General features: G+C 58.1%; 20 protein-coding genes and 1 riboswitch. Of the genes, 11 read left to right on the top strand and 9 right to left on the bottom strand.

All coding sequences use genetic code 11. From position 1 onward, the window contains the following. Nucleotides 1–2: 2 nt before the first annotated feature. Nucleotides 3–650 carry a ParA family protein gene (locus DXY33_RS08215; RefSeq protein WP_115132475.1) on the bottom strand — a complete coding sequence of 216 codons (648 nt, stop codon included), beginning with the start codon at nt 648–650 and terminating at the stop codon, nt 3–5. Between the two features lie 9 nt (nt 651–659). Then, a complete protein-coding gene (locus DXY33_RS08210) occupies nt 660–851 on the bottom strand; it encodes a hypothetical protein (protein ID WP_226400170.1) in 192 nt (63 codons plus the stop codon). Between the two features lie 33 nt (nt 852–884). Here DXY33_RS08210 and DXY33_RS08205 point away from each other — a divergent pair, with 33 nt between their 5' ends. Both DXY33_RS08205 and DXY33_RS08200 read left to right on the top strand, forming a co-directional pair. After that, on the top strand, nt 885–1187 hold the full coding sequence (locus tag DXY33_RS08205; protein ID WP_170950987.1) for a hypothetical protein: 303 nt from the start codon (nt 885–887) through the stop codon (nt 1185–1187). Between the two features lie 170 nt (nt 1188–1357). Then, entirely contained in the window at nt 1358–1462 is a 105-nt protein-coding gene (locus tag DXY33_RS08200) for a DUF4278 domain-containing protein (protein ID WP_071823061.1), read from the top strand. 214 nt (nt 1463–1676) lie between these two features. Here the strand turns inward: DXY33_RS08200 and DXY33_RS08195 are convergent, their stop codons facing one another. The 5 genes from DXY33_RS08195 to DXY33_RS08175 form a co-directional block, all read right to left on the bottom strand. Then, nucleotides 1677–2462 carry a J domain-containing protein gene (locus DXY33_RS08195; protein WP_115132472.1) on the bottom strand — a complete coding sequence of 262 codons (786 nt, stop codon included), beginning with the start codon at nt 2460–2462 and terminating at the stop codon, nt 1677–1679. A gap of 15 nt (nt 2463–2477) precedes the next feature. After that, complete coding sequence (locus DXY33_RS08190) at nt 2478–3143, bottom strand: SDR family oxidoreductase (protein WP_115132471.1); 666 nt, start codon at nt 3141–3143, stop codon at nt 2478–2480. Between the two features lie 56 nt (nt 3144–3199). After that, on the bottom strand, nt 3200–3433 hold the full coding sequence (locus DXY33_RS08185; protein ID WP_244275958.1) for a hypothetical protein: 234 nt from the start codon (nt 3431–3433) through the stop codon (nt 3200–3202). A gap of 89 nt (nt 3434–3522) precedes the next feature. Continuing rightward, nucleotides 3523–3708 (bottom strand): hypothetical protein, encoded by a 186-nt coding sequence (locus tag DXY33_RS08180; RefSeq protein ID WP_114988977.1) that lies wholly within the window; start codon nt 3706–3708, stop codon nt 3523–3525. A gap of 208 nt (nt 3709–3916) precedes the next feature. After that, nucleotides 3917–4243, bottom strand: coding sequence for a hypothetical protein (locus DXY33_RS08175; RefSeq protein ID WP_244275956.1), 327 nt, complete (start codon nt 4241–4243; stop codon nt 3917–3919). Nucleotides 4244–4342: 99 nt separating this feature from the next. Here DXY33_RS08175 and DXY33_RS08170 point away from each other — a divergent pair, with 99 nt between their 5' ends. From DXY33_RS08170 to DXY33_RS08135, 9 genes are all read left to right on the top strand, one after another. Next, nucleotides 4343–4498 carry a hypothetical protein gene (locus tag DXY33_RS08170; RefSeq protein WP_244275955.1) on the top strand — a complete coding sequence of 52 codons (156 nt, stop codon included), beginning with the start codon at nt 4343–4345 and terminating at the stop codon, nt 4496–4498. A gap of 303 nt (nt 4499–4801) precedes the next feature. Next, nucleotides 4802–4966: a hypothetical protein gene (locus tag DXY33_RS12375; protein ID WP_170950997.1), complete on the top strand. Its 165-nt coding sequence runs from the start codon at nt 4802–4804 to the stop codon at nt 4964–4966. A 474-nt stretch (nt 4967–5440) separates the two neighbouring features. Then, a riboswitch (guanidine-I (ykkC/yxkD leader) is annotated at nt 5441–5541 on the top strand. A gap of 26 nt (nt 5542–5567) precedes the next feature. After that, a complete protein-coding gene (gene speB / locus DXY33_RS08165) occupies nt 5568–6758 on the top strand; it encodes an agmatinase (RefSeq protein ID WP_115132470.1) in 1191 nt (396 codons plus the stop codon). A 3-nt stretch (nt 6759–6761) separates the two neighbouring features. Further along, the gene (locus DXY33_RS08160; protein ID WP_115132469.1) at nt 6762–7160 is read left to right on the top strand and encodes a hydrogenase maturation nickel metallochaperone HypA; all 399 of its coding nucleotides are present in this window, start codon (nt 6762–6764) and stop codon (nt 7158–7160) included. 22 nt (nt 7161–7182) lie between these two features. After that, nucleotides 7183–7887 carry a hydrogenase nickel incorporation protein HypB gene (gene hypB / locus DXY33_RS08155; RefSeq protein ID WP_115132468.1) on the top strand — a complete coding sequence of 235 codons (705 nt, stop codon included), beginning with the start codon at nt 7183–7185 and terminating at the stop codon, nt 7885–7887. 38 nt (nt 7888–7925) lie between these two features. Next, on the top strand, nt 7926–8927 hold the full coding sequence (locus tag DXY33_RS08150) for an ABC transporter substrate-binding protein (protein WP_115132467.1): 1002 nt from the start codon (nt 7926–7928) through the stop codon (nt 8925–8927). After that, on the top strand, nt 8927–9754 hold the full coding sequence (locus tag DXY33_RS08145; RefSeq protein ID WP_115132466.1) for an ABC transporter permease: 828 nt from the start codon (nt 8927–8929) through the stop codon (nt 9752–9754). The genes DXY33_RS08150 and DXY33_RS08145 overlap by 1 nt, the downstream gene beginning before the upstream one ends. A gap of 3 nt (nt 9755–9757) precedes the next feature. After that, complete coding sequence (locus tag DXY33_RS08140) at nt 9758–10513, top strand: ABC transporter ATP-binding protein (protein ID WP_115132465.1); 756 nt, start codon at nt 9758–9760, stop codon at nt 10511–10513. 22 nt (nt 10514–10535) lie between these two features. Further along, nucleotides 10536–11639 carry an aromatic ring-hydroxylating dioxygenase subunit alpha gene (locus DXY33_RS08135; protein ID WP_115132464.1) on the top strand — a complete coding sequence of 368 codons (1104 nt, stop codon included), beginning with the start codon at nt 10536–10538 and terminating at the stop codon, nt 11637–11639. Here the strand turns inward: DXY33_RS08135 and DXY33_RS08130 are convergent. Further along, nucleotides 11528–12397 carry a sugar phosphate isomerase/epimerase gene (locus DXY33_RS08130; RefSeq protein ID WP_115132463.1) on the bottom strand — a complete coding sequence of 290 codons (870 nt, stop codon included), beginning with the start codon at nt 12395–12397 and terminating at the stop codon, nt 11528–11530. The genes DXY33_RS08135 and DXY33_RS08130 overlap by 112 nt on opposite strands. Next, entirely contained in the window at nt 12394–12573 is a 180-nt protein-coding gene (locus tag DXY33_RS08125) for a hypothetical protein (RefSeq protein WP_115132462.1), read from the bottom strand. Before DXY33_RS08125 ends, DXY33_RS08130 begins: the two co-directional genes overlap by 4 nt. Between the last annotated feature and the right edge of the window lie 7 nt (nt 12574–12580).

The following is a 12580-nucleotide window of genomic DNA, read 5'->3' as shown; positions in this document are numbered from 1 at the left end:
GATCAAGCACTAATAGCGTCAGGCGTTGCTGCCGACAAGCGATCACGGATCTGAACAGCAGCCTGGCAATAGGCCGCCCATCCCCCCATGCGCCTCAGATCGGCACGGCCACGGTCATCGACGGCATTCGACACACAAACACCCTCCACTTCTGCTTTTTCAAACGCCGCCAACAAGGGGATTTCCGCCTGCATCACATCCACATCAAAACCCTCCAAAATTTGGCGTGCTTCCTGCGCAAGCCGTTGTTTTCGGCTGTCCACCTTCACCAACAATGCGGCATGCATGGTGTTCATCTGCCTGAGGATTGAGGAGAGTTCAACAGTGAGCTCAACCGATCTCGCCTGCGGCGTAGTGGGCAGCAAAACAAGATCTGCTCCGGCCGAAAGATTCTTGAGTTCATCTTCGTGGCTGCTGGCCTGCCCGTCGGTGATGATCACTTGGGCATGGCGGGTGGCCTTTGCTGCAGCCTCCACAGGCACCACTTCAAACGGAAGCATCCCCCGGGCTGCGTAGGCGGTTGCCGAGCGGTTGCGATCCGCATCAACAACACACACCGACAGGCCCTGCTGGGCCCAGGCACAAGCCAAATGAATGCTGGTGCAGGTTTTTGCCACACCACCCTTCTGGCCAAAGACAGTCAAAAACATGGCTGAGGTTCAGATGCGCGGAATGATCGCGTCGTTGGGGAAGAACTCTTCAAACACGCAGATGCGGTCGGCCCAACGAGCCTCCACTTCCAAACGCATCAGGCGATTGCGCACCCACATCAAGGTGTCCACATCAATCGGTTTATGGAACTTGTGCTGCTGCGCCTTCACCCAATCATCCTTGCTCTGAGCGCTGTTCATGACCGCGAAAACTGACCTGTCCACACCGTACGGATGGCGTCCTTCGGCGCCATGAGCTTCACACTGAGTAAGCATCAAGGATCACTCAATCGCAGCCGAACTGTTCAGCAGAACAACGAATTAATGGAAGCTTTGAGTCCAAGCCAGAGCGATAAGGGCCTGAACCTCGTGATCGGTAGCCGATCCATCATTCCGACCATTCAAGCGGCGACAAAATCGATTCAATTCACCTTCAGCCGTGATGACCCAGAAAGCACCTCAACTCAAGCCACGCCCGGTGCACACACCACCCAAACGCGCTTGAGGCACTTAAAGGGCCTGAATCAAGCAACCTGAACAGAACAAAATTCTTGTTCTGTAACAGCGCGAACGACACGTCGGACGACACCATCCCTATAAAGGATCTGTAGCAACTGCTACGCAATCACGTTCACTTCGTCTTCGGCGAAGCGCAGTTCGACTCAGGCCATGGAACGGGGACCTGAGCTTGCTTCGAGGAACCCATCATGACCCTGACCTATCGCGGCCAGAAGTACAACCAGAACAACGCTGCTGCATCCAACGTTCAGCGTCCGGTTCTTGTTTATCGCGGTCAGAAAGTCGCCAGCTGACAACAGCACGACGACCTCTTACAAGCCCCGCCGAGGCGGGGCTTTTTTTTGGCTCATTTGCCTTCAGGATCGGGCTGTTTTGCCTTCCAACGTTCAAACCAAACGGCGACGGCGAGGGACACACCCACGGCAAAGCCGGCACCAATCAGCACCACACCAACTTCCACCGGCATCAACACCACCTGTTGCTACCCCAGATCATCGGACAAGAGCGTCACTGAACCAACGACTGATACGCCTCATTGACGCGTCGAAACGCCTCAGCAGAACCACCGAGATCGGGATGGTGCTGCTTCACCAGTTTTCGATGCGCCTGCTTGATCTCAGCGAGGGACGCGTTTGCCTCCAAGCCCAACACCCTTAAAGCGGCACGGCGTGGATCACGGACGTGGCCATCGTCCTGACGATCCGTTTGACGTTGGTCCGTTCGGGTGCGGCGACCCTGCCGGCTTGAACCTGATTGGTCCTGCCGCTGACGCAACTGCTCCACCACACGCTGTGGATCCTCATCCAGCCATTCACTGGCGCGAACCCCAAACAAGGCAAACGCCGCCAGAACGGCCGTTGTTTGCTTGTTCGGCTTGGCTCCCACCGCCGCCATGAGATCTGTTCCCAGCCCCCGAACCAACCGATCCAACCGCTGTTCAAGGGTTAAGTGGGCAGGAAAACCACTGCGGTTGAGCTGCTCGATCAACAGCTCCAATCCGCGCTGACGCAATGCGGTCCATCCCGGCTGCTGAGCCAGGGCCTGCCCCCAGGCGCGCACCTGTTGGCTGCTGATGCGCGGTGGAGCTTGTGCCGATGGCTCAGTCCAGGGGCGATGGGATCTGGGCTCCGTACGAATGCGTTGGCGTTGCTGACGTTGCAGTCGCTCCAACTCACGGTTTAGCCGCAACACCTCGCGACGCAAAGCATCGTTCTCCGCCAACAACGCCTCAACATTGCTGGTGACCCGTTGTTCAGGGCGTCCGCCTGACCACTGACGCGGATCAAAGCCCAAAGCGTGTCTCCCGCCTCACCATGGCAACAACTCACCATTGGCATGCCAGAAGCTGCCGCTGGTGGCCATGGTCAAGCCATCGATCCGGGCCAACAGCCCCTTCACCGACTGCTCGGGGGGGATCCCGCTGGGATTGAAGCGAATCATGCGAGTTCGCACCAATCCGGGATGCAAGATCGCCACGGCGATGCCCCGCGGTTCCAGATCAATCGCCAACGACTTTCCAGCCATGTTGAGCGCCACCTTCGACATCCGATAGCCATAGGAGCCTCCCGAACTGTTGTCGTCGATGGAGCCCATGCGGCTGGTCATCAGCACCAACTTCGCTCCGTTGGGCATCTGATCCACCAACGCCCTGGCCAGCAGCAAAGGAGCAAGGGCGTTCACCTCAAACTGGCGGCGAATCCCGGAGGGATCCAAATCCATCAGGCCCATCGACTGCAAAATCCCGGCATTGAGGATGACGCCATCGAGGGGCAAACCATCCAGTCGCTGCACCAGGTCATCAATGGCTTGGCTGTCGCTCAACTCAAGGCCGGCTTCCACCCGCACCCCTAGGCACTCCAGTTCATCACTGGTTTGACGGCAAACGGCCACCACGTCATCGCCACGGGCCTTGAGCTGCCTGCAGTATTCCAAGCCGATCCCACGGTTTGCGCCGGTGACCAGAAACGTCGCCATCGGGAGGTTTCAGCAACCGCCATCCTGCCGGCTCTTGCGTCGATCCCCTGACGCGATCACGCCGGGAAATCCCCCTCGACGCCGTACTGATGCAAACACTGTTTCACCGTGAGCACTGAGACCGGGCTGCCGGTCTCTGCATCCACCAGCAGATAGGGGCAGCCTCGGAGCACGCAGCGTCGCCGTGCGTCGATGTAGGCATCAAAAGCGTTGGCATGGGAACACTCCTCCACCCAACCTTCACTGCTGAGATACCGCGTGAGGATCATGCCCACAGGCCCCTGGGCCACCGGTTATGGCTTAGGACATTGCACATCCAAGAAAGAACCTTGAAGTCTTCGGGATCGCAATGGCTCGGGAGACGCCGAAGCAGGCCAGATCAATGGGGTTCAGCTGATCCCTGCACAACGGTGACCACCTGGTTCCAGGTGGCATGCACCACGCGATAGGTCTTCAACGTGGCGCGCGATTTGGTGCGGGCATTCACAAAGGCTTTGAACTCCGTTTTGAAGCAGATCTCCTGGATCCACTGCCCTCCTGTATCAAGCCTCTCGATGCAATACATCAGAGATTTAGCGGTTAAAAACATCACAACCGCAAAACATTTGCTGAGCACAAAATCGAAAGGTGATGTTCGGGATCAATCAAAAAAAAGCCCCCGCGCTTAGCGGAGGCTCAGGTGGTGTGAGGAGTCGACGATTTTGCAACTGCCGACACCGATTTCATAGCTCAATTTCAGATCAGCAGCGGCCCCGGCCACAAAGCTTTATCCGCTACAGATAAAGAACACTGGCGCGACAACGCCGGAGCGCATCACGCACAGCCTCCAGCCTCGTTTCGTCCGGCCGATGCAGTCCGGCAGGCACCACCATCTCGTCGTTCGCATCCAGATGAACCCGTGCCGAGAACCAGGTGCCAGGTCCTGGCACAGACGCACGGCAGATCGGATCCTGGTTTGCATCCAAACGTCGCTCGATCAACCAACCCTCCACCCGATCCAAGGGCTGAAACGACGTGGAGGCAGAGGCGACGGACGCCATCAGGGTGAGCAGCAACAAACGCAGGGCCTGGATCACAAGGCTGGGGCAAGCGAAGCGCACCCATCGTCACAGAGAACACCGGTTCAACCGCGCCGTTGCGTTAGAAGGGGCTGCGTCGCGGAGCCGTCGATGCCGTTATTTCGCTGTGAAGGGTGCTCCATGCGCATCGAGCGATCGATGGCGGCGTACTGGCGCAACAAGGGGAAATTGCTGTGCTCATCGTGTCTCGACCGTCAGGAGATGCCTGTGAAAACGGCCGAGGGCGGCCGAAAGCAAGGTTCTTCCGAATTCCGTGCCAACAGCAACAAAAGCTGACGCCAGCTGTGGGAATGATTCCCAGGTCGTTCCCTCCCCCCGATCCATGGGTTTCCTCGCCGTCGCCGGATGCGTGCTCCTGGCCTCCGCCATGTCTGCTGCACTCACCACCAAGCCTTCCAAAGCCTGAGCGTTCAAAACGCCAGCAAAAGCTGAACAAAAACCGGGCCAGGCCCGGTTTTTTTATGGCGCTGAGCTGTTAGCCATGGATCTTTTCTCCTGCAAAAGAGATTTAGAACTGCAAATGAGATGTGCATGGCGCCCCCTCACGGCTGTAGATCCTTGATCAACTGAGCAAATCCCATGGAGAGCATCAGTCGCATCTGTGCCACCTCCAAGGGCACAACCATTGATGCCATCGGCCAGGGCCGCTATCGCGTCTGCAATCGACAGGCGGTGTGCTCTGACGTTGAAGGTCTCTGGCAGGCCTATGAAATTCTGCGGCGTCAGGAACAATCCTTAAGTTGATCGTTACGGCATAAAATAAGTATCAACACTTACAGCACTTGAGTGTTCAGCACGTAACACTTGGTGCACCCCGGTGAGGGGTAATGCGTCGACTCCGGGAGGGCCTAGGGAACCCTCCTTTTTTATGCAGTTTTTCAGAAACCCAGCGTTCCTGCACTGTCCTCCCCGAACTCCAGGTAAAGGCAGCGGGCATCCTCAGCCCGGCCGCAATCAATCAGATGTTGAACTCGTTCGCGCCACCACTGCGAAACACCAGAACTCAACTCTTTGTTAGGCAAACCACCGAAGGATTCACTCACAGCAATCATCCGTGTTGAGCAAACGCTAAGCAGCACGATTGACAACGCGAATTGGCCTGTTACGTGCTGTTAGCAGCTGTTGTTACCCAACAGCCATCTTCTGCAAAATCGGCCACACCAATCATTTGTAGCGGTTCACACTCCGCAGAGCATCAAAGCCGCAGACAGTGAAATTGCGGATGAAACCTAGGGTTCCGATCTCTTCACGGGGATGCCTGGTCCAAGAGGTTTCCACCGGCCTTGCCGGTTGCACGGAGGGACAAAAGCCCGGGAGACCGCCTCAACGCCCACTCCCTTGTTTGATGTCATCCCCATCGGACCCTTCAGGGGCCTTCCAGCGTTCGCATCCCAGCGAAGGCATGCAGGCACTCGAGAAGGAACGCAAGCTTCCACTCACTGGCTGGCAGCAAGAAGTTGACCAGGCCAAACGCTTCGGGCTTGAAGCCGCTGAAAGCATTGTTGACCGCAACATCTCCACCTTCTCCAGAGGTGAACTGCCGCATTTCGCCGGCATCAACACCTTCATGAAAGCGCCCTACTTGGAAGATGTGAACCAAGTGGGCAACTACGACGTCGCCATCGTTGGTGTACCTCACGACTGCGGCACCACCTACCGGCCCGGAACGCGCTTCGGCCCCCAGGGGATCCGACGAATTTCAGCTCTTTACACCCCTTACAACTACGAAATGGGGGTCGACCTGCGTGAACAGATCACCCTCTGCGATGTGGGTGACATCTTCACGATCCCGGCCAACAACGAAAAGAGCTTCGATCAGATCTCCAAAGGCATCGCCCACGTCTTCTCGAGCGGTGCCTTCCCGATCATCCTCGGTGGCGACCACTCGATCGGTTTCCCCACGGTGCGTGGGGTGTGTCGCCATCTCAGCGATAAAAAAGTGGGAATCATCCATTTCGATCGCCACGTCGACACCCAGGAGATCGACCTTGATGAGCGGATGCACACCTGCCCTTGGTTCCATGCCACAAACATGGCCAACGCCCCGGCAAAAAACCTGGTGCAGCTGGGCATTGGTGGTTGGCAAGTGCCTCGCGAGGGCGTCAAGGTCTGCAGGGAGCGGGGCACCAATGTGCTCACGGTGACCGACATCACTGAAATGGGGCTGGAAGCCGCAGCCCAGTACGCCATTGAACGAGCCACCGATGGCACGGACTGCGTCTACATCTCTTTCGACATTGACTGCATCGATGCCGGCTTCGTGCCGGGTACTGGCTGGCCTGAGCCCGGTGGCCTGATGCCGCGAGAAGCGCTCAAGCTGCTCGAGCTGATCGTGCGCAACGTTCCCGTCTGCGGCCTGGAAATCGTTGAGGTTTCACCTCCCTACGACATCAGTGACATGACCTCCCTGATGGCCACCCGGGTGATTTGCGACACCATGGCCCACCTTGTGGTGAGCGGTCAGTTACCCCGCAAAGAGAAGCCGGACTGGATCAGCGACACCTGCAACATGAACGTTGATCAGAAGTGGAGATAGGCCATGCATGAAGTCGACATGACCAAGTGCCTGCTGATCTCCCTGAATGAATGGCGCGACCATCGCGAAGACACCTCTGCGATGGTCGAAACCGTTCATCTCGATGTGGGGCGATTCACCTGCGTTGAACCCGATCAGCTGGTGACCACTTACAACGCTGCGGTGCAGGGCACCTGGCTGGATGGATCCCGGCTCACGATCAAGGAAATCCGCTTTGTGGGCCGCTGCTTGATCTGCAACGGCACCTACGACCCCGTACCCGAAAACGCCTACCGCTCACCCTGCTGCGATCACCCGCTTGAGGAGATCGTCAGCGGTAGGGAATTGCGCATCCGCAGCATCGATTACCGCAGCGATGCCGCCGCTGCCCTTGAGTCCGCTCCAATCCAGCGTCAGCGCTGAAACCAATACCCCCCCTTTTGCCATGCATATGCCTCTTGAGGACACCCTCGGCCTCAATCTGCTTGCCGCCAACAACCATCAGGCCGAACACAACAACGAGCATTTCCAGAGCTGGGATCTGCTTTGCCTCAACCTGATGAGCAGCCCTGGCGCAGGAAAAACCGCCCTGCTCGAACGGTCCCTCCCAGCCTTGGCTCGCGAACTCAGCATGGCCGTGCTGGAAGGCGACATGACCACCCAGCTGGATGCCGACCGATTGGAAACCGTTGGCATCCCGGTGGTGCCCATCACAACAGGCAGAGCCTGCCACCTCGATGCGGCCATGGTGAGTGGTGGCCTGGAGTTGCTGCAACAACGGCTCGATCCTTCCGCGCTGGATTTACTGCTCGTTGAGAACGTGGGCAACCTGGTCTGCCCTGCGGAATTTGACGTTGGGGAACACCACAAAGTGGCGTTGCTCAGCGTGACCGAGGGCGATGACAAGCCGCTCAAGTACCCCCTGATGTTCCGCAACGCAGATGTGGTGCTGATCACCAAGGTGGATCTTCTGCCCCACCTGCCTGTGGATGTGGCAGCGATCCGCCGCAACATCCACAGCATCAATCCCAAGGCCACGGTGATCGAGGTCTCCGCCCTGACAGGTGAAGGCCTGGATGCCTGGCACATCTGGGTGCGGCAAGCCCTCGCCAGCCGGACCACCACAACCCCTGCTCTGGCCACCGCCTGAGCAGATCAATTCAACGTCTTGTTCCTCCCGCCCATGCCATGACAAAACAACTGCGCAACCTTCTCTTCGCCGGCCTCGCCATCGTGCTGGCCGTCGCTTGCTCCAAGCCCTCCACACCGACGGTGGGTGGCACCCCGATCGTTTTGGGCTACAGCAACTGGGCCGGATGGTGGCCCTGGGCGATTGCCGTGGAGGAAAAGCTGTTCGAGAAGAACGGCGTGAATGTGGAGATGAAGTGGTTCGACGGCTACGTGCAGTCGATGGAAACCTTCGCCGCTGGCAAGATCGACGGCAACTCCCAAACCTTGAACGACACCATTTCTTTCCTGCCGGGTGAGAACGGCGGTGAAGTGGTGGTTCTGGTGAACGACAACTCTGCTGGCAATGACCAGATCATTGCCGATGCCTCCATCACATCCATCGCCGATCTCAAAGGCAAGACCGTTGCTGTTGAGGAAGGCGTTGTGGATGACTATCTGCTCAGCCTGGCCCTCAAGGATGCGGGCATGAGCCGCGACGACGTGGTGATCAAAGGCATGCCCACCGATCAGGCAGCCACTGCATTCGCGGCCGGTCAAGTTGATGCCGTTGGTGCCTTCCCTCCCTACACAGGCACCGCCATGCAGCGAGAAGGTGCCCAGGTGATTGCCAGCTCCAAGGAGTATCCAGGTGCCATTCCTGATCTGCTCACCGTCAGCGGTGATCTGATCAAGGAGCGCCCCGACGATGTGCAGAAGATCGTGAAGACCTGGTGGGACGTTCGCGAGTTCATGGAAAAGAACCCCGAAAAATCCGAGGCGATCATGGCCAAGCGTGCCGGCATTCCCACTGAGGAATACGAGCAGTACAAAGACGGCACCCGCTTCTTCTCCATCGAGGAAAACCTCGAGGCCTTCAGCACTGGTGAGGGAATGAAGTTCATGCCATTCGCCGCTGAGTCGATGGCCGACTTCATGGTTTCGGTGGGCTTCATCCCTGAGAAACCAGACTTGACCAAGCTGTTTGACGACAGCTTCATCAAGAAGGTCGCCGCCTCCTGATGACTGCCACGGCCGCCGCCGCTCGCAAGGGGAGAAGCAATGGGCTTCTCTCCCTGTTCACCCTTGGTGCCATGCCATCCAAGGCCGTGCGTGGCGGCCTGCAGGTGGCATCACTGCTGGTGCCCCTGCTGCTCTGGACCGCCATCGCTTCCCTCGGGCTGGTGGATGAAAAATTCCTTCCCTCTCCGCAGGCCGTGTTCCGCTCCCTGGCCTCCATGGCCGAGAGCGGAATCCTTTTCCAAGACATTGTGGCCAGCACCGGCCGCGTGTTTGGAGGATTTCTTCTCGCCACACTTCTGGCGGTGCCGATCGGCATCTGCATGGGGGTGTACCCAGCGATCTGCGCAATCTGCGAGCCGCTGATCGCCATGCTGCGTTACATGCCTGCAGCGGCATTCATCCCTCTGCTGATCATCTACCTCGGCATCGGGGAGGAACCCAAGATCGCTCTGATTTTTCTCGGCACGATCTACTTCAACATCCTGATGGTGATGGATGCGGTGAAGTTCGTTCCCAAAGAACTCATCGAAACCACACTCACCCTGGGTGGTCGCAGCCGGCAGGTCCTGGTGCAAGTCGTCGCCCGCTACAGCCTGCCCAGCATCATCGACACCTTGCGAATCAACATCGCAACCTCCTGGAACCTTGTGGTGGTGGCTGAGCTGGTGGCCGCGGAAGTGGGCCTTGGCAAACGCATCCAGCTGGCTCAGCGCTTTTTCCGCACCGATCAGATCTTCGCCGAGTTGATCGTTCTCGGCTTGATCGGCTTTGCCATCGACACGGGATTCAGGCTGTTGCTGCGTCTCAGCTGCAAATGGGCGGTGTGAGCCTTGGAACTGATCGTTAACAACCTAAGCAAGCGTTTCGGGGAGAAATTGATCCTCGATCACCTTTCGTTTTCCATGAAATCCGGAGACTTCATGGCCCTTGTGGGCAGCTCTGGGTCAGGGAAGAGCACGATTCTGCGGCTGATTGCTGGTCTGGATCAACCGAGCAGCGGCAGCATCACTGTTGACGGCGCCCCAGTCTCTGGTCCCGGGCCAGACCGGGGCATGGTGTTTCAGAAATACAGCCTTTATCCATGGCTCAACGCCGCTGAGAACGTTGCCTTCGGGATGCGACTTCAGCGGATGAAAGCAGCAGAGATCAAGGAGCGAACCGCCTATTTCCTCGAAGTGGTTGGGCTCAGTGACGCTGCCACAAAATTGCCGCGCGAACTGTCGGGCGGCATGCAACAGAGGGTGGCCATCGCCCGGGCCCTCGCCACCAACCCCAGCATTCTGCTGCTGGATGAACCCTTCGGGGCTCTGGATCTACAGATCCGCGAATCGATGCAGGACTTCCTGCTCAAGCTCTGGCAACGAACAGGCCTGACAGTTCTGCTGATTACCCACGACGTGGAAGAGGCTTTGGTGCTGGCCCAGCGCGTTCACGTGCTTGCCCCAAATCCAGGGCGAATCATTCGATCCCTCAATGTCGATCTCGATAAAACCGATCTCGATCAGCTGCGCCTAAGCAGCGACTTCCTCTCCATGCGTCGTTCCCTCTCCGCCACCATGCGGGAGCTGGAGCCGGCACTGTCCTGACTGAACTGTCTTAAGTGAAGCCGTGTTGAATCAGACGTTCCTTCCTGCATCGCTGTACCGCAGCGACGCGATGCATGAATGGGACATCCACACGTATGCCAACCACTACTGGCATCCGGTTGCACCCATCAGCCATCTCCAACCGGGAGAGGTGGTGGCCATCACCATGCTGGATCAGCCACTTCTGCTCACCTGGCCCACAGGAGAGAATCCCCGTGCTTTTCGCAACCGCTGTCCCCATCGCGGTGTTGCATTTCGGCAAAGCGGAGAAACGGGGCAGTCCTGTCGACGCCTGGTCTGTCCTTATCACGGCTGGACCTACACCCTGCGCGGAGAGCTGCTGGCCGCGGCGCGTGAAGCCGATTTTGTGCAGGACTTTGACCGGCAGAGATGGGGATTGCAAGAGCTTGCCTGCCGCATCGATGGTCCACTGATCTGGATCGCTTTCAGCGACCAGGCTCTAACGCTCGAGGAGCAGTTGCAGCTGGTTCATACCGAAGCCGGAGCAGCCTGGAATACTTCATCCACCCTGGTGCGCCAGAGCCGAAGCAGCCTGGCTTGCAACTGGAAGATCGCCCACGACAACACACTTGACGACTACCACGTCGCCATTGCCCATACGACAACGCTGCACCGCGAACAAGGGCCGGTGCGGGATTACCGCCATCGCTTCAGCCAACACAACAACCTTCTGGAGACCCCCCACCCGGACGGTGGTCGATTCCTCACCTTCGGACTACCGCCATGGAGCCATCTTCTGGTCTGGCCAGACGGGCGATTGGTATGGCTGGAATTCATGCCCGAACGACCCGACCACTGCACGATGCAATTGCACTTGTTCACAGGCAGCGGCGCCATGGATGCAGCCACAGCCGACGCCTGGCTGAGGGACATGCTCACCTTTCTGGACGAAGACAAGGCTTTGGTTGAATCAGTCCAACACGGATATCAAGACGATTTCCAGCCAGGACCTCCGCATCGGCTGGAACGAAGGATCCTGCATTGGCAGGGTCTCTACCGAGAACGGTTGGAATCAGCAGGAATCAGCATTGAGGAACGCAGCCATGAGGCCATCTCTGCATTGAGGAGCAAAACATCCGCAAGAGGTGCAGCTGTGAATGGCTGAAGCGGCATGTAGCCATCGGGGCCAAACTCAGGCGTCATCGTGATCGGTCGATCGGGCCTCGCGCTCTGATCGAGAAACAACTGCCAACAGCGGCGATGGCTCTCGAGGGCCTCAGCCCATTCCGGTGCGAAAGGGTGGCTGACTGAGGGCCCCTGAGCATGACCAACTCGGGCATGAATGTGATCAACCCGAGCGGCCATCGCCTGAATGGGGGACAGTTCAGGCGTCATTAACCGTTCCGATACCGCACACCAATGACTGAGATCCGCTGTAAGCCGAAGCCGTGGATGGCGGGCCAGCAATCCGGGCATGCGCCAGGGATCGAAGAGAGAACGACTACGATGCGTCTCGAGCGTCACCGGAATCGAAAAGGCATCAACTTGATCCAGCAGTCTGTCGAGGAAGCGATGCTGCTCGACTTCATTCCAGCTGTCGCTGCCGGTGATCAGAGTGATTTTGAGCGGGGCCAGCTCCATGGCCCGCTCCAAGCCACTCTGAACTTGATCAAGATGCTGCGAAGGAGAGCAGTTGAGATCGGGGGTGTAATCCCCCCCGGTAACAATTTCGAGAATCAGATGCTGTTTTGCATTGGAGAGGCAGCGTCGAATCCCTTCAGGCTGAAGAGCCTTAAGACAAGGGTGATCGAGGTTCACCTCGAGGCCATCGAAGCGCTGGCCTTCAGCAGATGAGCAGGCCTGTTCAAGGGAGGCAGTCCAGCCCCACAGTGTTTTGAACAGCAGCAACCCAGGGCTGCTCAATTGATCTCTGTAAACAGCTGCGGCTGGATGCCGAGATAGATCGCTTCGCGGAAGAGAGCCTGCTTCGCCTTGGCATCACGGTTCTGTTCAGCCAAGCGAAACCTTTCACGCAACGATGCGATCAACGTGGTCTGACGTAGGTTGCCCGGAGTGCCGGGAAGGGAGCTTGTCACCACCAGAGCG

This window comes from Synechococcus sp. N26 (assembly GCF_900473975.1).
In the GTDB taxonomy this organism is placed as follows: Bacteria; Cyanobacteriota; Cyanobacteriia; order PCC-6307; family Cyanobiaceae; genus Parasynechococcus.
The sequence above is the reverse complement of the archived record's forward strand: the minus strand, read 5'-3'. Positions and strand labels throughout refer to the sequence as shown.

Bases quoted from the DNA above. Each gene is read 5' to 3' on its own strand.
- DXY33_RS08215 (WP_115132475.1), bottom strand. From the start codon at position 650: ATGTTTTTGACTGTCTTTGGCCAGAAGGGTGGTGTGGCAAAAACCTGC.
- DXY33_RS08210 (WP_226400170.1), bottom strand. From the start codon at position 851: ATGAACAGCGCTCAGAGCAAGGATGATTGGGTGAAGGCGCAGCAGCAC.
- DXY33_RS08205 (WP_170950987.1), top strand. From the start codon at position 885: ATGGCGTCCTTCGGCGCCATGAGCTTCACACTGAGTAAGCATCAAGGA.
- DXY33_RS08200 (WP_071823061.1), top strand. From the start codon at position 1,358: ATGACCCTGACCTATCGCGGCCAGAAGTACAACCAGAACAACGCTGCT.
- DXY33_RS08190 (WP_115132471.1), bottom strand. From the start codon at position 3,143: ATGGCGACGTTTCTGGTCACCGGCGCAAACCGTGGGATCGGCTTGGAA.
- DXY33_RS08180 (WP_114988977.1), bottom strand. From the start codon at position 3,708: ATGTATTGCATCGAGAGGCTTGATACAGGAGGGCAGTGGATCCAGGAG.
- DXY33_RS08170 (WP_244275955.1), top strand. From the start codon at position 4,343: ATGCGCATCGAGCGATCGATGGCGGCGTACTGGCGCAACAAGGGGAAA.
- DXY33_RS12375 (WP_170950997.1), top strand. From the start codon at position 4,802: ATGGAGAGCATCAGTCGCATCTGTGCCACCTCCAAGGGCACAACCATT.
- speB (WP_115132470.1), top strand. From the start codon at position 5,568: ATGTCATCCCCATCGGACCCTTCAGGGGCCTTCCAGCGTTCGCATCCC.
- DXY33_RS08160 (WP_115132469.1), top strand. From the start codon at position 6,762: ATGCATGAAGTCGACATGACCAAGTGCCTGCTGATCTCCCTGAATGAA.
- hypB (WP_115132468.1), top strand. From the start codon at position 7,183: ATGCATATGCCTCTTGAGGACACCCTCGGCCTCAATCTGCTTGCCGCC.
- DXY33_RS08150 (WP_115132467.1), top strand. From the start codon at position 7,926: ATGACAAAACAACTGCGCAACCTTCTCTTCGCCGGCCTCGCCATCGTG.
- DXY33_RS08145 (WP_115132466.1), top strand. From the start codon at position 8,927: ATGACTGCCACGGCCGCCGCCGCTCGCAAGGGGAGAAGCAATGGGCTT.